The sequence below is a fragment of the Alloalcanivorax profundimaris genome (genome assembly GCF_015265435.1).
Classification (GTDB): domain Bacteria; phylum Pseudomonadota; class Gammaproteobacteria; order Pseudomonadales; family Alcanivoracaceae; genus Alloalcanivorax; species Alloalcanivorax profundimaris.
Genome location: NZ_JABJWH010000005.1, coordinates 110,103 through 129,941, shown reverse-complemented (window position 1 = coordinate 129,941; position 19,839 = coordinate 110,103). Strand labels below are relative to the sequence as shown.

Sequence of the window (19,839 nt, the reverse complement as noted above, 5' to 3'; positions counted from 1 at the left end):
ATTCACCAGGAGCGCCCGCCCACCGGCCGATGCCAGGGTCGCCCGTGATCCCGACGCCATTTTTCTACAAGCGCGGCATTATCAAGGCCCCCCAGACGAAACACAATCATGCCGGTCCGGTCGGTGCGCAGAACCGTGACACCGGCCGCTTCCAGGCCCGCGACCAGGTCCGGCGCCGGGTGCCGGAAGCGGTTGGCGTAGCCCACCGAGGCCACCGCCCAGCGCGGCGCCAGGGAAGCCACCCAGGCATCGGCGCTGGACGAGGCGCTGCCGTGGTGGGCCAGTTGCAAAACGTCCACCGGCGCCACCTTGCCCAGCAGCCGGTATTCCACCGCCTTGGTGATGTCGCCGGTGAGCAGCAGGCTGGCGCCCACCGCGTCCACCCGCAGCACGCAGCTGGCATCGTTGCCTTGCCAGTCCCGGTCCCGGGGCCAGAGCACGCGGAAATCCACGCCGTCGAAACGCCAGTGCTGACCGGCCCGGCAAGGCGCCGCGCCGGGGACGCGGTCCGGCTCTCCGGCCAGCAAGCGGCCCGGCCAGGGCAGATCCTCGAGGCCGCCGGCATGGTCGCCATCGCCGTGGCTGATCACGGTGACGTCCGGGCGCAGCCCGTGGCGGCGCAGCCAGGGCACCACCACCCGGGCCATGGCGGAGCCGCCGTTCCAGCCCGGGCCGGCGTCGTAGAGCACCAAATGGCCGGCGGTGCGCAGCGCCAGCGCCTGGCCCTGGCCCACCTCGAACACCACCAGGTCCACCCGGCCCGGCGGCGGCGCGCCCGGGTCCGGCAGCCACCAGGGCAGCAGGCACAGCAGCAACAACCGGCGCGGCCAGGGCCAGGCCGGCAGCAGCCAAAGCAGGCAGGCCACTCCCAGCAGCACCCCGCCCCACCCCGCCGCCGGTGGCAGCGGCGGCGCCGGCCAGGTCGCCAGCTGTTCCATCACCCACACCGCCGCCTCCACGCCGGTGGCCGCCACGGTCAATACCGGCCCCACATCGAGCACCGCGCCCAGCAACGCCGCCGGCACCACCAGCGCGCTGAACAGCGGCACCAGCAACAGATTGGCCAGCGGCGCCCACCAGGCCCAGCCGCCGAACAGGCCGGCGCCGGCCACCGCCATGGGCACCGGCAGGGCCAGCATCACCGGCAGTCGGCCACCGTGGATCAGCAGCAGGATCATCGCCACCGCCCCGAACGACAGCCACAGCCCGGCGGACAACGCCGCCAGCGGATCCACCAGCAGCACCGCCAACAGCGCCAGGGCCAGGGTGTGCCCCGCCGGCGGGTGCCGCCGGTGCCACTGGCACAGCGCCAGCACCGCCACCATGATAAGGGCACGCCGGGTGGGCAGGCTGAAACCGGCCAGGGCGGCGTAGCCGAGCCCGCCGGCCAGGGCCGGCGCCCAGGCCAGTTGCTGCAGGGCCAACCGCCGGGTGGCCGGCCACAGCCACCAGCACAACGGCGCCAGCAGCCAGCGACCGGCGAACCACAGCAGGCCGGTGACCAGGGTCAGGTGAAGCCCGGAAATGGCCAGCAGATGGGCGGTGCCGGTGGCCTGGAAGTGTTCGCGCAATTCCGGGCCCAGGCCGCGCCGGTCGCCGGCCACCAGGGCCGGGATCACGGCGGCGCCCAGGGGGCTGGCCGCCAGCCGCCGGCGCAGTCGGTCCGCCAGCCGCTCGCGGAAGGCGTGCAGGCCACCGGCGGCGCGCACCGGGCCGTCCACCGCCACCAGCACGCCGCGGGCGTCCAGCCGCCGGGCCAGGGCGAAACGGGCCCGGTCCGGGCCGGTCTGGTTGTGCCAGCCGTGGGGAAAATACAGCCGCACCCGGCCCTGGAAACGATCCCCGGCGCCCAGGGCCGGCATCGCCCCCCAGGCGGTGACCCGTACCCGGTGGCGGCCCGGCCAGCGGCGATCCCCGTCGCGCAGGCGCACCGCCAGGGTCAGCCGCTGGTGGGCCACCGGCTCCCCGTAGCGGGCGCGCCGGTCCCGTTCCACCAGGTCCACCACCCGGGCCTCCACCGCCAGTTCCTGGCCGTTAAGTCGCTCCGGCAGCCGCGCCGCCAGCCCCTGGTGCAGCGCCAGCGCGCCCAGGGTCCAGGCCAGTGCCACGGCGGCCACCGGGCGCCACCGGCGGGTCAGCGCCGCCAGGGCCAGCAGGCCCGCCAGCGGCCAGGGAGAATCACTCCATACCGCCGCCATCAGTGCCACGGCGGGGCCCGCGTATCGCATCCTTGCGCTTCCCTTGATGGGGCCACCCGCCATGACCGGGGAGATTCCCTAGGCGGGGGCGCTCCGGATCGGCATAATAGCGCCCGCAACGGAACCCTCGTACGGATTCCCGCCCGGGAAGCAGTCTCACATGCCGAAACGGTTATTCCGAAAATACCTGCCCTCGCCTGACCGCCTCAAAGGACACAAGTCCCTGAGCTTTCTGGGCGGCGTGTTGTCGGATCCCAACCTCTGGCACATCAATCGCCATTCCCTGGCCGGCGCCGCCTTCATCGGCGTGTTCACCGGGCTGCTGCCGATTCCTCTGCAAATGGGGCTGGCCGCCCTGCTGGCGGTGCGCTTCCACTGCAACCTGCCGCTGTCCGTGGTGCTGGTGTGGATCTCCAACCCGGTCACCTATGTGCCGATCTTCTATTTCACCTACCGGATCGGCGCCTGGATGCTGGGCATGACGCCCAGCCCGCCCCATGGCATCGACGTGGCCTGGTTCGTGGAGCAGCTGGTGCCGCTGTGGGCCGGGTCCCTGGTGTGCGCCCTGGCCGCCGGCCTCACCGCCTACCTGGCGGTGAAACTGTTCTGGCGGCTGGCGGTGGTGCGCAGCTGGAACCTGCGCGCCCGGCGGCGCCGGCGGCAGGACCGCGACGGCGCCTGAGGCGCCCCTTCCTTCGACACCCAGACTACCCCGCCACACCGCGCCGCCGCTGTCGGCGATCGCGGTGAGTTCGCGTAGGCGTGGGCTTACCCGGTGTCAGAAGGTTCGCAGAAGACCTTCGTGGAGTTCGTGGCGGGTCTGGCAACGCCCGGCGATGCGGTGATCGTGGGTGACGATCAACAGGGCGGTGCCAAGACGCTGGTTGAGATCCAGCATCAATTCCTGGACCTGGTCGGCGGTGCGCTCGTCCAGGTTGCCGGTGGGTTCGTCGGCGAGCACCAGGGCCGGGTCGGTGACCAGGGCCCGGGCGATGGCCACCCGCTGGCGTTCCCCACCGCTGAGCATGGCCGGCTTGTGAGTGGCCCGGGCCGCCAGCCCCACCTGGTCCAGCAGCCGCGCCGCCCGCTCGCGGGCCTCGGCGGGCCGCAGCCGGCGGATCAGCAGCGGCATGGCCACGTTCTCCAGGGCGGTGAATTCCGGCAGCAGGTGGTGGAACTGGTAGACGAAACCCAGGTAGTGGTTGCGGATGCGGCCCAGCCCCCGGTCGTTCAGGCCGGCCAGGGGCTGGCCGCCGATCGCCACTGAGCCTTCGCTGGGCGTGTCCAGGCCACCGAGCAGATTGAGCAGGGTGGACTTGCCGGACCCGGAGGCACCGACGATGGCGGCGGTATCGCCCCGGCGCACGGTCAGGTTCACGCCGCTCAGCACTTCCAGCTCGCCCTGCCCTTCCTGGTAGCGTTTGATCAGGCCGTCGGCGGCCAGCACGGTGTCATTCATAGCGCAGCGCCTCCGCCGGACGGACCCGGCTGGCCCGCCAGGATGGGTACAGGGTGGCGGCGAAGGTGATCACCATGGCGATGGCGACGATGATCCCCACGTCGCTCCACTCCAGTTGCGAGGGCAGATAGTTCACGAAGTAGGCGTCGAACAGCCGGGTGTTGAAGGTGCGCTCGATCCAGGTGGCCACCTCGCTGACGTTGTTGGCCAGCAGCACCCCGAGCAACGTGCCGAGAATGGTGCCGGCCAGGCCGATCACCGCGCCCTGGACCATGAAGATGCGCATGATGGTGCCCGGCGAGGCACCCAGGGTGCGCAGCACGGCGATGTTGCCGCGCTTCTCGGTGACCAGCATCACCTGGCTGGAAATGATGTTGAAGGCGGCCACCGCGACGATGAAGCTGAGCAGCAGCGTCATCATGCTCTTTTCCATCTTGATGGCCTGGAACAGGTTGCCGTGGGTACGGGTCCAGTCGGTGGTGTAGTAATCCGGGCCCAGGGCCTGCTGCAGGCGCCAGCCGATCTCCGGGGCCGCGAACAGATCGTCGAGGCGCAGATGAATGCCCTCCACGGTGCCGGGCTGGCGGTGCAGCACGGCGGCGTCCCGGGAGGACACATAGGCGTACAGGCCGTCCACCTCGGCGCGGGCGCGGAACACCCCCACCACCTCGAAACGCTTGAAGCGCGGCATCACGCCCGCCGGCGAGACACTGGCCTCGGGCAGCACCAGGGTGACCTTGTCGCCCACCTCCGCGTCCAGTTTGCGGGCCAGGCCGTAGCCGAGCACCACGCCGAAGCCGCCGTCCTGGAGGGCGTCGAATTCGCCTTCCCACATCATGTCGCCGACGATGGACACGCGGCGCTCCGCCTCCGGCTCCACGCCGTTGACCAGGGCGCCGGCCACGTTGCCCTTGTGGGTGAGCATGCCTTCCAGCTGGATGAAGGGAGCGGCGGCGGCCACGCCCGGGTAGCCGCTCACCTGATCGGCGAGCTGCCGCCAGTCCTCCACCGGCTCGCGGCCGTGCACGGACAAATGGGTGACCATCCCGAGGATGCGCGTCTGCAGCTCGCGGTCGAAACCGTTCATCACCGACAGCACGGTGATCAACACGGCGACGCCGAGCATCAACCCGAGCGCGGAGATCAGGGTGATCACGGAAATGAAGCTATTACGGGCCCGGGCGCCGGTGTAGCGCAGGCCCACGAACAGGGCAAAGGGTCGAAACATGGCGCGCATTTAAGCACTAAAAGGCCGCGGGGCGCCAGACGAAAACCGGCCCGTCACCGGGATTGGCACGGCAGGTTGTGATCGGCATCCACGACCGTCCAGCGCGGTCCTGGTTGAATTTGAATCCGCCGGCGAACACCGGCGGCGTTCGCGACAAGGGTCCAGTTGGGACCGCGCGACTTGAACAAAGGTTCAGACTGTGGATGCTATCGGGACATAAGACTCGCCGATCCACATTTGGGGGAAGGAACAACATGCACATAACCATTGCCGCGCTGGTCCTGGCGCTGACTGTCTCGCCCATGGCCGCCTGGGCCGCCGACGGGCCCGGCCGGGGCATGAGCAAGGCCCAGGTTCGCCAGCAGTTCGGCGAACCGGCCCGGGTGCAGGCCCCGGTGGGCAACCCGCCCATCGGCCGCTGGCACTACCCGGACTTCACCGTTTATTTCGAGAACGACATCGTCCTGCACAGCGTCTCCGAGGAACGCGCCGCCCGGGGCGGCGAGGATGACGGCGCCGGGGAGGCCACCACCATCCGCGAGCGTCGGGAGGGCAAATCCCTGCCCGCCGACGTGGAGAACGAGGAAGCCCAGATCGAGGTGGAATCCCGCATCGAGAACCGGGACGCGGATTCCGACGATGATCGCGACAACAAGCGCGATGACGACGGCGAGACCGACGAATCCGACGTCGCCCCGGGCACCACCGGCGTGCGTGCCGCCGGCGGCGACGAAGAACGGGAGATCGACCGGGACGACGCGGAGCGCCGCCGGGAACAGGACCAGTCCTCGGATCGCTTCCGTTTCGATCCCGCCTCCGGGCGCATCGTGATCGACGGGGAAACACCGCCGGAAGACGCCGACAAGGACGAACCGCTGAGCCGCACCGACGAGGAATAACACCGCTGCCGGCCTATTGACGCTGTGCGGCGCCGGCCACACAATCGCGCCGTTACCAATCAGCGAGCCGCCCGATGCGCCTGTTATTGCCCGAATGGCACCCCCAGTGGGGGGTGCTGCTGGCCTGGCCCGACGCCGACACCGACTGGGCCGGCCAGCTGGACGCCGCCCACGCCACCTACACCGCCCTGATCCGTGCCCTGCTCGACCATGAGCGGGTGCTGTTGCTGTGCCGCGACGACGAGCGCGCCGACCAGGCCCGCCAATGCCTGGCGGAGGCCGGCGCCGACCTGGAGCGGCTGCGCATCGAGCGGGCCGACTACGACGATACCTGGGCCCGGGACTTCGGCCCGATCAGCGTGGCCGAGGACGGCCACACCCGGTTGCTGGATTTCCGCTTCACGGGCTGGGGCCACAAGTTCCCCGCGCAACGGGACGACGCCCTCAACGCCGCCCTGCCCTGGCGGGCGCCCCGGGAGCCGGTGGACCTGGTGCTGGAAGGCGGCGCCATCGACACCGACGGCCGCGGCACCCTGCTCACCACCCGCGCCTGCCTGCGCAACCCCAACCGCAACCCGCTGCTCACCGAGGCGGAGCTGAGCGAACGGCTGCGCGCCACCCTGGGCGTGGAGCGCATCTGGTGGCTGGACCACGGCGAACTGGAAGGCGACGACACCGACGCCCACGTGGACACCCTGGCCCGCTTCGTGAACGCGGACACCCTCGCCTACGTGGGCTGCGACGACCGCCAGGACCCGCACTACGCGGACCTGGCCGAGATGGCCCGGGAACTGGAAGCCCTGGCCGCCGGGCACGACCTGAAGCTGGCGCGCCTGCCCATGGCCACGCCGCAGTACAACGCCGAGGGGGAGCGGCTGCCGGCCACCTACGCCAACTTCCTGATCACCAACCGCAAGATCCTGGTGCCGGTGTACGGCTGCGCCAGCGACGCGGCGGCCCTGGACGCCCTGGCGGAGGTGGCCGGCGATCGGACCGTGGAGGGCATCCCCTGCCGGCCGCTGATCGAACAGGGCGGCAGCCTGCACTGCGTGACCATGCAACTGCCGGAAGGCGTGCTGTAGACTGATTCACCCAACTCTGGCCCTGACTCTGGAAAGAAACACCATGCGCGTCGCCGCCATTCAGCAGCAAAACAGCGCCGACCTGGCGCGCAACCTGGACCGCTCCATGGAGAAGATCCGCGAGGCCGCCGCCGCCGGCGCCGAGCTGGTGATGCTCCAGGAGCTGCACCGCAGCCTGTATTTCTGCCAGACCGAGGACACCTCGGTGTTCGACCTGGCCGAGCCGGTCCCCGGCCCCAGCACCGACGTGCTCGGCGCCCTGGCCCGGGAGCTGAACATCGTGATCGTGGCCAGCCTGTTCGAAAAACGCGCCACCGGCCTGTACCACAACACCGCCGTGGTGCTGGAGCGCGACGGCAACCTGGCCGGCCTGTACCGCAAGATGCACATCCCGGACGATCCCGGCTTCTATGAGAAATTCTACTTCACCCCCGGCGACGCCACCTTCAACACCGGCCAGTCCGGCTTCACGCCGATCCGCACCAGCGTCGGCAAGCTGGGGCTGCTGGTGTGCTGGGATCAGTGGTACCCGGAAGCGGCGCGGCTGATGGCCCTGGCCGGCGCCGACCTGCTGCTCTACCCCACCGCCATCGGCTGGGACCAAAGCGACGACCCGGAGGAGCAGGCCCGCCAGCTGGACGCCTGGATCACCGTGCAGCGCGCCCACGCGGTGGCCAACGGCCTGCCGGTGGTGGTGGCCAACCGCACCGGCTTCGAGCCGGCCCCGGACGGCGACGGCGGCATTCAATTCTGGGGCAACAGCTTCATCTGCGGGCCCCAGGGCGAATACCTGGCCCGCGCCGGCGACGACCAGGAGCAGATCCTGATGGCGGATCTGGACCCGGACCGCTCCGAGTCCGTGCGCCGTATCTGGCCCTACCTGCGCGACCGGCGCATCGACGCCTACGAGGACCTGACCAAGCGCTTCCGGGACTAAACCCTGAGCGGCTGTAGGAGCGCCTGTAGGAGCGACTTCAGTCGCGATTACCCCGCGACGGAGCCCACCAAGATCCGGTTTCGGCAACCGCCGGGGATCGCGGCTGAAGCCGCTCCTACAAGGGGGGAGGGCTCTACTCGAACTGGTCGTTCTCGCTGGCGTAGGCCACGAACAGGCAGCCGGCGCCCACGTTGATGGCGCCGGTGGGGCTCATGGTGGAAATCAGCAGCCGCACGCCGCGCTCCTCCGCCGCCACCTTCAGTTCCGCGTATCCGGGCATGGCCGTGACCCGGCTGATGTCGCCGGCGTAACTCAGGCACACGTGCCGGGAAATCAGATGGCCGCCGCGAATGCGCCCGGCCACGTGCTCGAACAGCCGGCGCACGGATTTCTCGTAGCTGCGGTTCACCGCCGCCGGATTTTCCTCGCCGCCGTGGATGCGGATGATCGGGTGCATGGACAGCGCCGACCCGACGCTCAACGCCAGGCCGCGCATGGAATCCGAGAGCCGCTTGCGCTCGCCCTTCTTGAAGCCCCGGTCGCGCACATAGCCGAGATCCTCGGGCACCATGTAGCCGCATACATGGGGAATCATCTCGTCGATATTGAGACGGATGGCGTTGCGGTTGGCGCCGCCCCGGATCAGCTCCACCGCTTCGCAGACCAGCACCGCGGTGCCGGAGAACAGCGTCTTGCTGTCGATCACGCGCATGGAGAATGGGCCCTGCACGCCGGCGTCGGCGCGCACCTTCTGGTACTCCTTGAGGATCGAGAAGGACGCCTGGGTGGCGTTGTCGAAAATCTGGCTGCGCTTGCCGGACACGGTGATGCAGAACACCAGGTCGTAGTCGAGCACCAGCTCGTCGAGAAAAACGGCGCGAATCTGGTCCACCGAATAGGGAATGGATTCGGCGTCGCGGCCCTTGGCGTCGAGCTGGTCGCGATAGAACCGCGCGGTAACGTCCGGGTCGCGTTTATCCACCAGCACGTCTTCGCCAAGACGGATGGAAATGGGCAGGATGCGGAGATTGTGTTCGCGGAAATACTCTTCCGGCAAATCGCAGGTCGAGTCGACAACGATACCGATGCGCATGGTCGTTCCCCCAGTGTTGTGCTTGTTGTTATGGATCGGCGGCTGGCGATGAAAAGCTAGCACGGCCGTACGTCAACAACCACTCCCCGTTCCGTGGCCGTTGACCATGGTGATCGACACTAGGGGAAAAACGGTCAGCGGCAATTGGCGCCAGCTTTGCCCGGCCGGGGCGCCGGGGCAAGCGCCGGTGGCGCCGGTCAGGCCGGTTTCTTCTCGATCCAGTACAGGTAGAGCTCGCCGTCCTGGCGCCGGTCCACCAGGCGGTGGCCGAGAAACTGGCAGAACTTGGGGATGTCTCGCTCGGTGGAGGGGTCCGTGGCACGCACTTCCAGCAGCTCGCCGGGGGCCATGTCGCGCACCTTGCCGTGCAGCAGCATGACCGGCTCCGGACACAGCAGGCCGGTGGCGTCGAGGTGATGTTGGGGCTGAATGTCACTCATGGCGGGTATCGGTGTTCCCGGGGCGGTGCGTGAAAGGGCGGCCATTATAACCGCCCCGCCGAGGGCGGCGGCAAGCGCCGCCCCGGTCAGTGAGCGCGGGTGTCCACCCAGACGGTGATTTCCTCGCGGTCGTGGTAGAGATGGGCGGCCTGGATCATCGCCCCCACCTGCCGGCGCTCCAGGCCATCGCCGAGACGCTCCAGCAGCGCCCGGCTCTCCCGGTAGCGGCGCGCCATGGGCAGCTTCAGATTGAACAGCGCGGTGCGCGCCCAGCCCTGCTCCAGCCATTTCTGCATCAACGCCAGGGTGCGCGCCGGCTTGTCCACCACGTCGCAGACCACCAGATCCACCGGCCGCTCCGGGCGCCAGGTGAAGGCGTCGCCGGACACATGGCGCACCGGGTATTCATCCAGCAGGCGGGGATCGAGGCGGCCATGGTCGACGCCGGTGACCTTGATGCCCAGGCGCGCCAGCTGCCAGCTCCAGCCGCCCGGGGCGGCGCCCAGGTCCACGGCGGTGTGCAGGCCCGGCGGCTTGCCCCGGCCCAGGAAGCGCAGCATCGCCTCTTCCAGTTTCAGCGCCGAGCGGCTGGGCGCCTCCGGCGCCAGCCGCAGCCGCGTCAGCCCGCCCTCCGGCAACGGCACCGCCAGCGGGCTCACGCCGACCCGGCCGTTGCGGGAATCCTCGAAGAACAGATGCAGGCGGCGGTCGGCCCGGTCGCGCAGCAGGCCGGCCTTGCGCAGGCGCGGCTCCAGGGCCTTGCGGAAACCGCGCAGAAAACGCGCCAGCTCGCGGCTGGCATTGGTGTCGGCGTGCTCCAGGAACAGCTCCGCGAAGGGCCCCTGGCGTTCCAGCTCCGGCCACAGGGCGCCGATGCGATCCTGCTCCGGCAGGTCCTCGAACGCCGCCGTAAGCGGGTAGAAGGAGCGACCGAAGATCAGCCCGGTTTCCAGCAGGGCGTCCGGGTCCCCCTGCAGGTTGTTCCACAGTACATAGCCGCTGTCGTCGGTGGCCTGGGGGTACCCGGAGGCCCCCAGTTCGGCACAGCGGTCGGTGAGTTCCGCGGCCAGGTCCGATTCGAACCCGGGCCGGCACAGCGCCAGGAACACTTCCTCGCTGGATGACATGATGACTCCATGAAAAGGGCCCCATCGCGGCTGAAGCCGCTCCTACGAAAACGTGGGGGGCGGCTACTTAACGAACACCACGGTCTTGTTGCCGTCGACGATGATGCGGTCCTCCAGGTGCCAGCGCACCGCGCGCAGCATCACCTGGCGCTCCACGTCCTGACCCAGGCCGCGCAGCTCGGCGGCGGAATGGCGGTGGGACACGCGCTGCACGTTCTGCTCGATGATCGGCCCCTGGTCCAGGTCCTCGGTGACGTAGTGGCTGGTGGCGCCGATCAGTTTGACGCCCCGGTCCCAGGCCTGCTGGTAAGGGTTGGCGCCGACGAAGGCGGGCAGGAAGGAGTGGTGGATGTTGATGATGCGGTGCGGATGCCGGGACACGAACTCCGGGCTCAGGATCTGCATGTAGCGCGCCAGCACGATCACGTCCGCCTGGCCTTCCAGCAACTCCAGGGCGCGGGCTTCCGCCTCCGCCTTGTTGTCCTTGTTCACCGGGATGTGGTGGTAGGGAATGCCGAAGCGTTCCACCTCGTCGCGCAGATCGTCGTGGTTGCTGATCACCATGGGAATGGTGGCCGGCATGTCGCCCCGGGACACCCGCCACAGCAGGTCCATGAGCACGTGGTCGTGGCGCGACACCAGGATCGCCATGCGTTTCTTGGCGCCGGGATGGCTGATGTGCCACTGCATGCCGTAGCGCGCCGCCACCCGGTTGCGGAAATTGTTTTCCAGGGCCTCGTGGCTGCAGTCCAGGTCCGGGGTCTGGAATTCCAGACGCAGGAAGAAGGTGCCGTCCTGCTGGTCGCTGGAATGCTGGTCGAAATCGGTGATGTTGGCGCCGTGGTTGTACAGGAACGTGGATACGGCACTGATGATGCCCGGCTGGTCCGGGCAGGTCACGAGCAGGCGCGCGGTGGCGTCGTCAGCGGCGGTCATTGAGGTCTCCGTGGAAATCGCCGAAATGTTGCCGCCGGTAGGCGGACGGGGTCTGGTTGGTCCATTTCTTGAACGCCCGGTGGAAGGAACTGGCCTCGCTGAAACCCATCAGCAGGGCGATCTCGTCGATGCTCAGTTCCGGCTTGGACAGGTAGTACACCGAGGCGTCCTTGCGGATCGAATCCTTGATCTCCTGGTAACTGGTATTGCCCTCCTTGAGCCGGCGCCGCAGGGTCTGCGGGGTCATGTCCAGCTTCTCGCAGATTTCGCCGAAATCCGGAAAGTGGTTGCCGTACTCATTGGAAATGATGGCGCGAATCTGCGCCGGCAGGCCCACGTTGTGCACCGTGCCGTCGAACAACTGCGCCAGGGAATCGCGCAGGAACTTGGACAACGACAGCTCGTTCTGCACCAGGGGCAGGTCCAGGTAGTGGGCCGGGAACAGCACCTGGTTGCACTCGCTGTCGTAGTGGGTGGGACAATCGAACATGAAGCGGTATTCGTCGTCCTCGCGCAGCGGTTCGTAGTCCAGATAAACCGCCTCCGGTTCCACCGGCTTGCCCACCAGCCAGCTCATGAAGCGCAGCGACAAAAACAGCATCGCCTCGATGATGACGTCGCGGAAATCCAGGCGCGGATCGACCCGGGTGATCAGGCGGGCGGTGTCGCCGTCGCGCACCAGCTCGCTGTCCATGCTGAGGTTGAACAGCTGGTAGAAACGGATGCCCCGGTCCACCGCCGACTCCAGATTGGGGCAGTTGATCACCGCGTGGGCCATCATCGAAAAGGTGCCCGGCTTGGACTTGCGGCCCTGGCCGAAACCCAGGAACTCGTCCTGGGTCTGCTGCATGACACGCAGCATCAGCTTGATGAAGGTGTCGCGCTCGATGCGCGCCTCAGGATCCTCCAGCACCCGGCGCTCGATGCCGCAGTCGTCGAGCAAGGCGGGAATGCTCACGCCGCCACGGGCGGCGCCCTGCAGCACCTTCACCACGCGGCGCACATTGATGGTTCTTTTCTGAATCATTGACCGTCCTGAAGCGTCGTCGTCCCCGGGGGAACCCAGCCCGAAGCGGGCAAGCGCCCCATGATAATGAAACTGGCGCCGAATGGCATGGCCGACCGGGCGGTTTGACCCGCCGTTGATGGCCGGTGGCTACACTGGAGGGAGGCTTTTTCGCCAGCCACGACGCTTCACCCGCCACGAAAAGGACGTCCCATGCCCCGCCCACGCCTGATTCTGATTCTCGGCGACCAGCTCAGCACCGACCTGGCCAGCCTGGCCGAAGGCAACCCGGCCCGCGATCGCGTGGTCATGGCCGAGGTGCGCGAGGAAGCCGGCTACGTGCCCCACCACCGCAAGAAGCTGGCGTTCCTGTTCAGCGCCATGCGCCATTTCGCCGCGCGCCTGCGCCGCCAGGGCTGGCGCGTGGATTACTACTCCCTGGACCAGGGCCTGGAGGATCTGTGCGAAGCGGTGCTGGCCAGCGCCCGGGAGCTGGACGCCGGCGAATTGCTGGTCACCGAGCCCGGCGAGTACCGCCTGCGCGAGGCCATGAAACGGCGCTGGCCGCAACGGCTGAGCCTGTCGGTGCGGCTGCTCGAGGACCGCCGTTTCCTGTGCACCGCCGAGGCGTTCCGGGGCTGGGCCGCGGGCCGTAAGCAGTTGCGCATGGAGTTCTTCTACCGGGAAATGCGCCGCCACACCGGCCTGTTGATGGAACCGGACGGTGAACCGGTGGGCGGCCGCTGGAACTTCGACGCCGACAACCGCAAGCGCTACGACGGCGGCCGCCCCCTGCCGGGCCCGCTGCGTTTCGAGCCGGACGCCACCACCCGCCGGGTCATCGAGCAGGTAGCGGAAACCTGGCCGGACCGGTTCGGCGATCTGGAGCCGTTCTGGTTCGCGGTCACCGAAAGCCAGGCCCGGGACGCCCTTGAGCATTTCCTGGACCACGCCTTGCCCGGCTTCGGCGATTACCAGGACGCCATGACCCGGGAGGACGATTTCCTGTTCCACGGCGTGCTCAGCCAGTACCTGAACGCCGGCCTGCTGAACCCGCTGGCGGTGTGCGAGGCCGCCGAGCAGCGCTATTACCAGGGCCGCGCGCCGCTCAACGCCGTGGAGGGGTTCATCCGCCAGATTCTCGGCTGGCGGGAGTACGTGCGTGGCATCTACTGGTTGCTGATGCCCGACTACAAGGAGGAGAACCGGCTCCACAGCCACGCCGACCTGCCCTGGTTCTACTGGAGCGGCGAGACCAGAATGCGTTGCGTGGCGGAGGCGGTGCGCGCCACCCGGGAACACGCTTACGCCCACCATATCCAGCGGCTGATGGTCACCGGCAATCTGGTGCTGCTGCTGGGGGTGGAGGTGAAACAAATCCACGAGTGGTATCTGGCGGTGTACGCGGATGCCTACGAATGGGTGGAGCTGCCCAATACCCTGGGCATGGTGATGCACGCCGATGGCGGCTATCTGGGTTCCAAGCCCTATGCGGCCAGTGGCAAGTACATCCAGCGCATGTCCGATTACTGCGGCGACTGCCGGTACAAGGTGAGCAGCGCCGAGGAGGACAACAGCTGCCCGTTCAACAGCCTGTACTGGCACTTCATTCAGCGCCATCGGGGGCGGTTCGAGAAGCATCCGCGCATGGGCATGGTCTACAAGGCCTGGGAGCGCATGGAGCCGGCCAAGCGCCGGGCCATCCTCCAGCGCGCCGAGGCGCTGCTCGACGACGTCGAAAACCTGTAGTTCCGCCCACGCTTTGGTGGGGTTCTCCATTCGGGCCGCGTCTCGGTGCTGTAGGAACGCCGCGCGGCCGCTCCTACGGCGGCGACCGGCAATCCAGGGTGGGGCTGATCCAGGCGCGCTCAAGGGCCGAGGCAAGACGTTCGTTGCCCCAGAACAGCTCGCCGTCCACCACGAAGGACGGCGCGCCGAAGATGTCCAGTTCCCGGGCCCGGTGCACGTCGGCGCGCAGGCGCCGGCCGCCGTCCTCGGCCCGGGCCCGCTCCAGGGCGCTGTCGTCCAGGCCGGCGGCGCGCAGGCAGGCGGACACCACCGAGGGGGTGGCCGGGTCGCGGCGCTCGGCGAAGCCGGCCCGGAATACCGCCCGGCAGTAGACCGGCAGGCGCTCGTCCGGCTCGATCCAGGTGGCGGTCTTGGTGGCCAGGGCGCTGTTGAACGGGAACCGGGTGGGCCGCCGCCAGGGCACCCCGAGCCGGCGCGTCTCGCGCTGCAGATCCCGCCACAGATAGCGCCCCTTGGCGGGGAACAGGTTGAACGGCGAGTCGGCCCAGCCCTGTTCCTGGAAAATCGGGCCCAGCACGAAGGGTTTCCAGCGCACCGCCACGCCGGCTTCGCCGGCGGCGGACTCGATGGTTTCCGCCGCCAGGTAGGCGTACGGACTGGCGAAATCGAACCAGAATTCCAACTCGCTCATGCCGGTGTCCCCATGATTCCCCGAAGGCGGCAGTTTAGGCGCAAAGCCGGCGCCGCTTCACCCTCCGGTTGCTCATTTCGCGCCCTCCGACCCTCTCCGTAGTAGCGGCTTCACTCGCGATTGTTCCGAGGTGCTCCGCCCAGCCTCCTACCGCTCAACCGACGGAGCAGCCCCATATGGCCATATGCACCCGCGCCGCCCAAGGAGGCACCGAACCCTGCCCTGGATCAAGGTGCCGGGTCGCGATGCCGCTAGAATGCGCGACAAGCATGGCTTAGGGGAAGGAAGCGAAATGGACGCGGATGTGATCATCGTGGGCGCCGGGCCCGCCGGTCTGAGCCTGGCCCGGGTGCTCGGCGACGCCGGCCTCCAGGTACGCGTGCTGGAGAAGCAGCCGCGCGCGGCCCTGGCGGAGCCAGCCTTCGACGGCCGCGAAATCGCCCTCACCCACACCTCCCGCCGCCACCTGATCGACTGGGGCATCTGGGACCATCTGCCCGCCGACGGCATTTCCGATCTGCGCCATGCGCGGGTGTTCGACGACGGCCTGCGCCGGCACAGCCTGGACATCGAGGCGCGCCTGGGCGACCGCGATCAGCTCGGCTGGCTGGTCCCCAACCAGGACCTGCGCCGGGCGGCCTGGCTGGCGGTCGAGGGGCACCCGGGGATCACCGTGGAGACCGGCCTCGAAGTGAGCGACCCGCGCGTGGAACGGGACGCGGCCAGCGTCGCGCTCCAGGATGGCCGGCGGCCACGGGCCCGTCTGCTGGTGGCCGCGGACAGCCGCTTCTCCGCCACCCGCCGGGCTCTGGGCATCCCGGCCCGGGTGTGCGACTACGGCAAGAGCATGATGGTGTTCCGGGTGCGCCACGAGCGGCCCCACCATCATCAGGCCTGGGAGTGGTTCGGCCACGGCCAGACCCGCGCCCTGCTGCCGCTCAACGGCGACCGGGCTTCGGTGGTGCTGACCCTGCCGGCCACCGAAATGGAACGCCTGCTGGCCCTGGACGACGACGCCTTCGACCAGGACATCACCCGGCGCTACCAGGGCCGCCTGGGGGCCATGACGCGCATCAGCGAGCGCCACGTCTACCCCCTGGTGGGGGTCTACGCCAGCCGTTTTCACGGCCCGCGCTTCGCCCTGGTGGGCGACGCCGCCGTGGGCATGCACCCGGTCACCGCCCACGGCTTCAACCTGGGCCTGAGCAGCGTGGCGCACCTGGCCGCCCGGCTCGCCCCGGCCCACCGGGCGGGCCGCGATCCGGGGGCCGCCGACCTGCTGGAAAGCTACCACCGCGCCCACCGGCGCGGCAGCCTGCCGCTGTTCAACGCCACCCACCTGGTGGTGTCGCTGTACACCGACGACCGGGCACCGGCCCGGCTGTTGCGCGGCGCCGCCCTGAAAGCCGCCAACACCCTGACCCCGTTCAAACGGCTGATCGCCCGCCAGGTCACCGGCTGACCCCTGGCGATCCGCGCCGGGGCGGCCTACCATGCGCGACCATGACGCCCACCGCGTCCCGGCCGCATGATTGAAGTGGTAGCGATGTCCCGTTTTTCTTCCTGGCGCCACGCGCTCTCCCTGACCACCCCGGTGATGCTCGGCTACGTGCCCCTGGGCATCGCCTTCGGCGTGCTCTGCGTGCAAATGGGCCACGCCTGGTGGCTGGCGCCGCTGATGTCCGTGGCGATCTACTCCGGCGCCAGCCAGTTCCTGTTGTTGAGCCTGCTGGCGGCGGGCGCCTCGCTGACCGAGATCGGCGTGGCCATCTTTCTGCTCAGCGCCCGACACCTGTTCTATGGCCTTTCCCTGGTGGGCCGGTTCCGGGGCAGCGGCGCGCGCAAACCCTATCTGGTGTATGCGCTCACCGATGAAACCTACTCGCTGCTCAGCTCCCGGGAGGAAACCCGCGACCCGGCGGTGGCCTTCCGTATCAGCCTGCTCAACCAGGGCTGGTGGCTGCTGGGCTCGCTGCTCGGTGCCCTGGCCGGCAGCCTGCTGTCGTTCGACAGCACCGGCATGGAGTTCGCCCTCACCGCCCTGTTCATCGTACTCACCCTGGAATTGATGGCCACGGTCAAACGCATGGCGCCGTTCGCCATCGGCCTGGCCTGCGGGCTCGGCGCCCTGCTTCTGCTGCCCCAGCGGCACATGCTTCTGGCCGCCATCGGCGCCGCCTGCCTGGTGCTGCTGCTGGATTACCGCCGCCGCGCGCCACGCCCCGTGGAGCAGCGGCCATGAGCACCGACACGGTTTTGCTCGCGGTGGCGATCGCCGCCTTGGCGAGTCTCGCCTCCCGGGCCCTGCCATTCCTGGCCCTGTCCCGGCACCACGACCATCCGTTGCTGGCCTGGCTGGGCCGCTACCTGCCCACCGCCATCATGGTGATTCTGGTGGTCTATTCCCTGGCCGACCTGCGCCCGCTCAAACTCCACGACCCCAAGGGCACGCCCCTGCTGCTAGCCTGCGCGCTGGTGGTGATCCTGCACCTGTGGCGGCGCAACGTGCTGATCTCCATCGTGGTGGGTACCGGCGCCTACATGGCCATGGTGCAGTACGGCGCCTGACCGCGCTTGTGCCCCGGCGGCCCCATCCTTATAGTTGATAACCATTCTCAACAACACCGATGATCCGGAGCCCACCCATGACGGCGATGCCCGCCCCTCGACGCTTCACCCTGTCCGACTATCAGCGTTTCGGTGAACGCCACGGCTTCGAATACCTTTGGCACGACCTGCAGGGCGACGACGACCCGTGCCTGGCGGAAGGCGTCATGGAGGAAGTGCCGGTGGCCGGCGGCCTGACCCTGGTGCTCTCCGACGTGCTCAATCATCGCCGCTACGGCGCCCGCTCCATGATGGCGCCGGGTTTCACCTCGATCCTGCTGCTTGAAGGCCACGCCGAGGCGCGGCTGGGTGGCCGCGCCAAGCGGCTCACCCTCAATGACAACGACGCCATCACCGTCAGCCACGACGACACCCAGGCCATGAGCGGCGAGCACCAGGCCGGTCTGCGTCTGCGCAGCGTGTCGCTGCTGGCCCGGGAATCCACGCTCAGCCACCAGGCGGCGCCGGCGCCCCTGCGCCAGCGCCTGGCCCACAAGGGCTTCAGCCTGAACGGCTGGCGCGCCGACGCCCACCTTCGATCGCTGGCGGAAAGCCTGTTCCAGCCCCGCTGGGACGGCGCGCTCGGACGCCTCTGGCGGGAAGGCGTGGCCCTGCAAATGCTGGCCCAGGCCCTGTCCGTGGGCGACCATGACACGCCACCGCCGGCACGGCTGAGCGAGCGCGACCGGCGCGCCCTGGCCCGTGTCCGGGAAGCGCTGCACCAGCAGCCGGAGCACGACCACACCCTGGATGCCCTGGCCCGGCTGGCCTGCATGAGCAGCAGCACCCTGCGCCGCAAGTTCCGGCGCGCCTATGGGCAGAGCGTGTTCGACTACCTGCGCGACCGGCGCCTGGAGCGGGCCAGCCACGGCCTGCGCCGGGAAGGCTGGAGCGTGGAACAGGCGGCGGAGCGCACCGGCTACCGCCACGCCAACAATTTCGCCGCCGCCTTCAAGCGGCGTTTCGGCACGGTGCCCAGCCGCTGGCGCTAGGGCCTGGGCCTGTTCACAGGCCCTAAAACGCGCGCCGCGCAGCGATTAGCGAACACCGGCCAGCGGCGCCGGCGATGCCCGAGGGCGACAATACGGGGCCATTTTCAGCCTGGACCAACGCCCATGAGCCCCGCCTCCCCCGCACCGGCTTTCCGCCTTTCTCCCCTGCTCGGCGCCTACCTGTGCTGCACCATGGCGATGATGGCCTTCGTCGCCCTGATCGGACCGATCGCCCGCCAACTGGGCCTGCCGGCCTGGCAGGCGGGCACCGTGGTGTCCGTGGCCGGAGTACTGTGGATGCTGCTGTCACGGCCCTGGGGCGCCTTGAGTGACCGGCGCGGACGGCGACCGGTGCTGCTCTCCGGTCTGGCCGGGTTCACCCTCGCCTATTGGGGGCTGTGCGCCTTCCTGATCGCCTGCCTGCAAGGGGGCGTCGCGCCGCTGTGGGTGTTCGCCGGGCTGTTGCTGACCCGTGGCCTGGCCGGTGCCTTCTTCGCCGCCGTGCCCACCACCGGCCAGGCCCTGGTGGCGGATCATTTTCCAGTGGGCCGGCGCACCGGCGCCATGGCCTCGCTGGGCGCCGCCAACGCCGTGGGCGTGGTGCTGGGGCCGGCGCTGGCCGCCCTGCTGGCCCGCCAGGGGCTGTGGCTGCCGCTGCTGGCCACCACCGTGCTGCCGGTGCTGGCGTTGGCGCTGGTCTGGCGTCTGCCGCGCGGCGGGCCGGCACGCACCGGTGACGCCGCCCCCATCCTGCCCCTTACCGACCGCCGCCTGCGCCGGCCCATGATGGTGGCGTTCCTGGCCATGGGCGCGGTATCGGTGGCGCAAATCACCGTGGGCTTCTTCGCCATCGACCGGCTGCAGCTGTCGCCAGAGGCGGCGGCCCGGGCGGCGGGCCTGGCGCTCACCGTGGTGGGCGTGGCGCTGATCCTGGCGCAGTTGCTGGTGCGACGGCTGGGCTGGCCGCCGGCACCGCTGATCCGCGCCGGCCTGCTGGTGGCCGCCGCCGGCTTCGCCCTGGTGGCCCTGAGCCACGACCGGGCCACCCTGATGGCCGGCTTCTTCGTGGCCGGCGCCGGCATGGGCTGGGTCTTCCCGGCCTTCGCGGCGCTGGCGGCGAACGCCGTGGGCCCCTCGGAACAGGGCGCCGCCGCCGGCTCCGTGGGTGCCGCCCAGGGCCTCGGTATCGTGCTCGGCCCGCTGGCCGGCAGCTTGTTCTATGAGATCGCGCCGGGGGTCCCCTACGCGGTGGCGGCCACCGCCCTGGTGATCACGGCGCTGTGGCCGACCCCGGCGCGCACGGCGCAAGCCGCCTGAACCGGGAAGGGAGCGCGCGGCCCCCGGTGCGGCGTTATACCGCATCCGCCGGCGGGCCGATCCTGCTAGAGTCTCGCG

General features: G+C 69.4%; 19 protein-coding genes. 10 read left to right on the top strand and 9 right to left on the bottom strand.

The features are described from left to right. Window positions 1-2: 2 nt before the first annotated feature. Window positions 3-2,228: a ComEC/Rec2 family competence protein gene (locus HMJ39_RS02035; protein ID WP_228462102.1), complete on the bottom strand. Its 2,226-nt coding sequence runs from the start codon at window positions 2,226-2,228 to the stop codon at window positions 3-5. Between the two features lie 130 nt (window positions 2,229-2,358). Here HMJ39_RS02035 and HMJ39_RS02030 point away from each other — a divergent pair, with 130 nt between their 5' ends. Beyond that, window positions 2,359-2,880, top strand: coding sequence for a DUF2062 domain-containing protein (locus tag HMJ39_RS02030; protein WP_194296089.1), 522 nt, complete (start codon window positions 2,359-2,361; stop codon window positions 2,878-2,880). A gap of 96 nt (window positions 2,881-2,976) precedes the next feature. Here HMJ39_RS02030 and HMJ39_RS02025 read toward each other — a convergent pair whose 3' ends face one another. Then, window positions 2,977-3,657, bottom strand: a complete 681-nt coding sequence (locus HMJ39_RS02025) for an ABC transporter ATP-binding protein (RefSeq protein ID WP_194296088.1) — start codon at window positions 3,655-3,657, stop codon at window positions 2,977-2,979. Next, on the bottom strand, window positions 3,650-4,885 hold the full coding sequence (locus HMJ39_RS02020; protein WP_194296087.1) for a lipoprotein-releasing ABC transporter permease subunit: 1,236 nt from the start codon (window positions 4,883-4,885) through the stop codon (window positions 3,650-3,652). Before HMJ39_RS02020 ends, HMJ39_RS02025 begins: the two co-directional genes overlap by 8 nt. Before the next feature lie 254 nt (window positions 4,886-5,139). Between HMJ39_RS02020 and HMJ39_RS02015 the strand changes: the two genes are divergently transcribed. The 3 genes from HMJ39_RS02015 (at window position 5,140) to HMJ39_RS02005 (ending at window position 7,803) form a co-directional block, all read left to right on the top strand. Beyond that, a complete protein-coding gene (locus HMJ39_RS02015; protein ID WP_194296086.1) occupies window positions 5,140-5,784 on the top strand; it encodes a hypothetical protein in 645 nt (214 codons plus the stop codon). Window positions 5,785-5,858: 74 nt separating this feature from the next. Beyond that, entirely contained in the window at window positions 5,859-6,866 is a 1,008-nt protein-coding gene (locus HMJ39_RS02010) for an agmatine deiminase family protein (RefSeq protein WP_194296085.1), read from the top strand. 43 nt (window positions 6,867-6,909) lie between these two features. After that, complete coding sequence (locus tag HMJ39_RS02005) at window positions 6,910-7,803, top strand: carbon-nitrogen hydrolase (RefSeq protein ID WP_194296084.1); 894 nt, start codon at window positions 6,910-6,912, stop codon at window positions 7,801-7,803. Window positions 7,804-7,936: 133 nt separating this feature from the next. Here HMJ39_RS02005 and HMJ39_RS02000 read toward each other — a convergent pair whose 3' ends face one another. The 5 genes from HMJ39_RS02000 to HMJ39_RS01980 form a co-directional block, all read right to left on the bottom strand. Then, on the bottom strand, window positions 7,937-8,896 hold the full coding sequence (locus tag HMJ39_RS02000) for a DegV family protein (protein WP_194296083.1): 960 nt from the start codon (window positions 8,894-8,896) through the stop codon (window positions 7,937-7,939). A 197-nt stretch (window positions 8,897-9,093) separates the two neighbouring features. Then, the gene (tusA, locus tag HMJ39_RS01995; protein WP_161383814.1) at window positions 9,094-9,336 is read right to left on the bottom strand and encodes a sulfurtransferase TusA; all 243 of its coding nucleotides are present in this window, start codon (window positions 9,334-9,336) and stop codon (window positions 9,094-9,096) included. A gap of 86 nt (window positions 9,337-9,422) precedes the next feature. Further along, window positions 9,423-10,463 (bottom strand): 23S rRNA (cytidine(2498)-2'-O)-methyltransferase RlmM, encoded by a 1,041-nt coding sequence (rlmM, locus tag HMJ39_RS01990; RefSeq protein ID WP_194296082.1) that lies wholly within the window; start codon window positions 10,461-10,463, stop codon window positions 9,423-9,425. Window positions 10,464-10,526: 63 nt separating this feature from the next. Then, the gene (gene purU, locus HMJ39_RS01985) at window positions 10,527-11,399 is read right to left on the bottom strand and encodes a formyltetrahydrofolate deformylase (RefSeq protein ID WP_194296081.1); all 873 of its coding nucleotides are present in this window, start codon (window positions 11,397-11,399) and stop codon (window positions 10,527-10,529) included. Continuing rightward, on the bottom strand, window positions 11,386-12,426 hold the full coding sequence (locus HMJ39_RS01980) for an AraC family transcriptional regulator (RefSeq protein WP_194296080.1): 1,041 nt from the start codon (window positions 12,424-12,426) through the stop codon (window positions 11,386-11,388). Before HMJ39_RS01980 ends, purU begins: the two co-directional genes overlap by 14 nt. Window positions 12,427-12,618: 192 nt before the next feature. On the opposite strand from HMJ39_RS01980, the gene HMJ39_RS01975 reads away from it, so the two are divergent. Then, window positions 12,619-14,154: a cryptochrome/photolyase family protein gene (locus HMJ39_RS01975; protein WP_194296079.1), complete on the top strand. Its 1,536-nt coding sequence runs from the start codon at window positions 12,619-12,621 to the stop codon at window positions 14,152-14,154. 73 nt (window positions 14,155-14,227) lie between these two features. Here HMJ39_RS01975 and HMJ39_RS01970 read toward each other — a convergent pair whose 3' ends face one another. Continuing rightward, entirely contained in the window at window positions 14,228-14,845 is a 618-nt protein-coding gene (locus tag HMJ39_RS01970) for a 2-hydroxychromene-2-carboxylate isomerase (protein ID WP_194296078.1), read from the bottom strand. A 292-nt stretch (window positions 14,846-15,137) separates the two neighbouring features. Between HMJ39_RS01970 and ubiM the strand changes: the two genes are divergently transcribed. The 5 genes from ubiM to HMJ39_RS01945 all read left to right on the top strand — a co-directional run bounded on the left by ubiM (window position 15,138) and on the right by HMJ39_RS01945 (window position 19,761). Next, complete coding sequence (gene ubiM / locus HMJ39_RS01965; protein ID WP_194296077.1) at window positions 15,138-16,307, top strand: 5-demethoxyubiquinol-8 5-hydroxylase UbiM; 1,170 nt, start codon at window positions 15,138-15,140, stop codon at window positions 16,305-16,307. An 84-nt stretch (window positions 16,308-16,391) separates the two neighbouring features. Further along, window positions 16,392-17,087, top strand: a complete 696-nt coding sequence (locus tag HMJ39_RS01960) for an AzlC family ABC transporter permease (protein WP_194296076.1) — start codon at window positions 16,392-16,394, stop codon at window positions 17,085-17,087. Continuing rightward, window positions 17,084-17,413, top strand: coding sequence for a branched-chain amino acid transporter permease (locus HMJ39_RS01955; RefSeq protein WP_194296075.1), 330 nt, complete (start codon window positions 17,084-17,086; stop codon window positions 17,411-17,413). The genes HMJ39_RS01960 and HMJ39_RS01955 overlap by 4 nt, the downstream gene beginning before the upstream one ends. 77 nt (window positions 17,414-17,490) lie before the next feature. Beyond that, window positions 17,491-18,444 carry a helix-turn-helix transcriptional regulator gene (locus HMJ39_RS01950; protein WP_194296074.1) on the top strand — a complete coding sequence of 318 codons (954 nt, stop codon included), beginning with the start codon at window positions 17,491-17,493 and terminating at the stop codon, window positions 18,442-18,444. A gap of 123 nt (window positions 18,445-18,567) precedes the next feature. Beyond that, entirely contained in the window at window positions 18,568-19,761 is a 1,194-nt protein-coding gene (locus HMJ39_RS01945; RefSeq protein WP_194296073.1) for an MFS transporter, read from the top strand. The last annotated feature ends 78 nt before the right edge of the window (window positions 19,762-19,839 follow it).

What these genes read in the sequence shown, in the direction of transcription:
- HMJ39_RS02035 (WP_228462102.1), bottom strand. Translation starts at nt 2,228, where the DNA reads ATGCGATACGCGGGCCCCGCCGTGGCACTGATGGCGGCGGTATGGAGT.
- HMJ39_RS02030 (WP_194296089.1), top strand. Translation starts at nt 2,359, where the DNA reads ATGCCGAAACGGTTATTCCGAAAATACCTGCCCTCGCCTGACCGCCTC.
- HMJ39_RS02025 (WP_194296088.1), bottom strand. Translation starts at nt 3,657, where the DNA reads ATGAATGACACCGTGCTGGCCGCCGACGGCCTGATCAAACGCTACCAG.
- HMJ39_RS02020 (WP_194296087.1), bottom strand. Translation starts at nt 4,885, where the DNA reads ATGTTTCGACCCTTTGCCCTGTTCGTGGGCCTGCGCTACACCGGCGCC.
- HMJ39_RS02015 (WP_194296086.1), top strand. Translation starts at nt 5,140, where the DNA reads ATGCACATAACCATTGCCGCGCTGGTCCTGGCGCTGACTGTCTCGCCC.
- HMJ39_RS02010 (WP_194296085.1), top strand. Translation starts at nt 5,859, where the DNA reads ATGCGCCTGTTATTGCCCGAATGGCACCCCCAGTGGGGGGTGCTGCTG.
- HMJ39_RS02005 (WP_194296084.1), top strand. Translation starts at nt 6,910, where the DNA reads ATGCGCGTCGCCGCCATTCAGCAGCAAAACAGCGCCGACCTGGCGCGC.
- HMJ39_RS02000 (WP_194296083.1), bottom strand. Translation starts at nt 8,896, where the DNA reads ATGCGCATCGGTATCGTTGTCGACTCGACCTGCGATTTGCCGGAAGAG.
- tusA (WP_161383814.1), bottom strand. Translation starts at nt 9,336, where the DNA reads ATGAGTGACATTCAGCCCCAACATCACCTCGACGCCACCGGCCTGCTG.
- rlmM (WP_194296082.1), bottom strand. Translation starts at nt 10,463, where the DNA reads ATGTCATCCAGCGAGGAAGTGTTCCTGGCGCTGTGCCGGCCCGGGTTC.
- purU (WP_194296081.1), bottom strand. Translation starts at nt 11,399, where the DNA reads ATGACCGCCGCTGACGACGCCACCGCGCGCCTGCTCGTGACCTGCCCG.
- HMJ39_RS01980 (WP_194296080.1), bottom strand. Translation starts at nt 12,426, where the DNA reads ATGATTCAGAAAAGAACCATCAATGTGCGCCGCGTGGTGAAGGTGCTG.
- HMJ39_RS01975 (WP_194296079.1), top strand. Translation starts at nt 12,619, where the DNA reads ATGCCCCGCCCACGCCTGATTCTGATTCTCGGCGACCAGCTCAGCACC.
- HMJ39_RS01970 (WP_194296078.1), bottom strand. Translation starts at nt 14,845, where the DNA reads ATGAGCGAGTTGGAATTCTGGTTCGATTTCGCCAGTCCGTACGCCTAC.
- ubiM (WP_194296077.1), top strand. Translation starts at nt 15,138, where the DNA reads ATGGACGCGGATGTGATCATCGTGGGCGCCGGGCCCGCCGGTCTGAGC.
- HMJ39_RS01960 (WP_194296076.1), top strand. Translation starts at nt 16,392, where the DNA reads ATGTCCCGTTTTTCTTCCTGGCGCCACGCGCTCTCCCTGACCACCCCG.
- HMJ39_RS01955 (WP_194296075.1), top strand. Translation starts at nt 17,084, where the DNA reads ATGAGCACCGACACGGTTTTGCTCGCGGTGGCGATCGCCGCCTTGGCG.
- HMJ39_RS01950 (WP_194296074.1), top strand. Translation starts at nt 17,491, where the DNA reads ATGACGGCGATGCCCGCCCCTCGACGCTTCACCCTGTCCGACTATCAG.
- HMJ39_RS01945 (WP_194296073.1), top strand. Translation starts at nt 18,568, where the DNA reads ATGAGCCCCGCCTCCCCCGCACCGGCTTTCCGCCTTTCTCCCCTGCTC.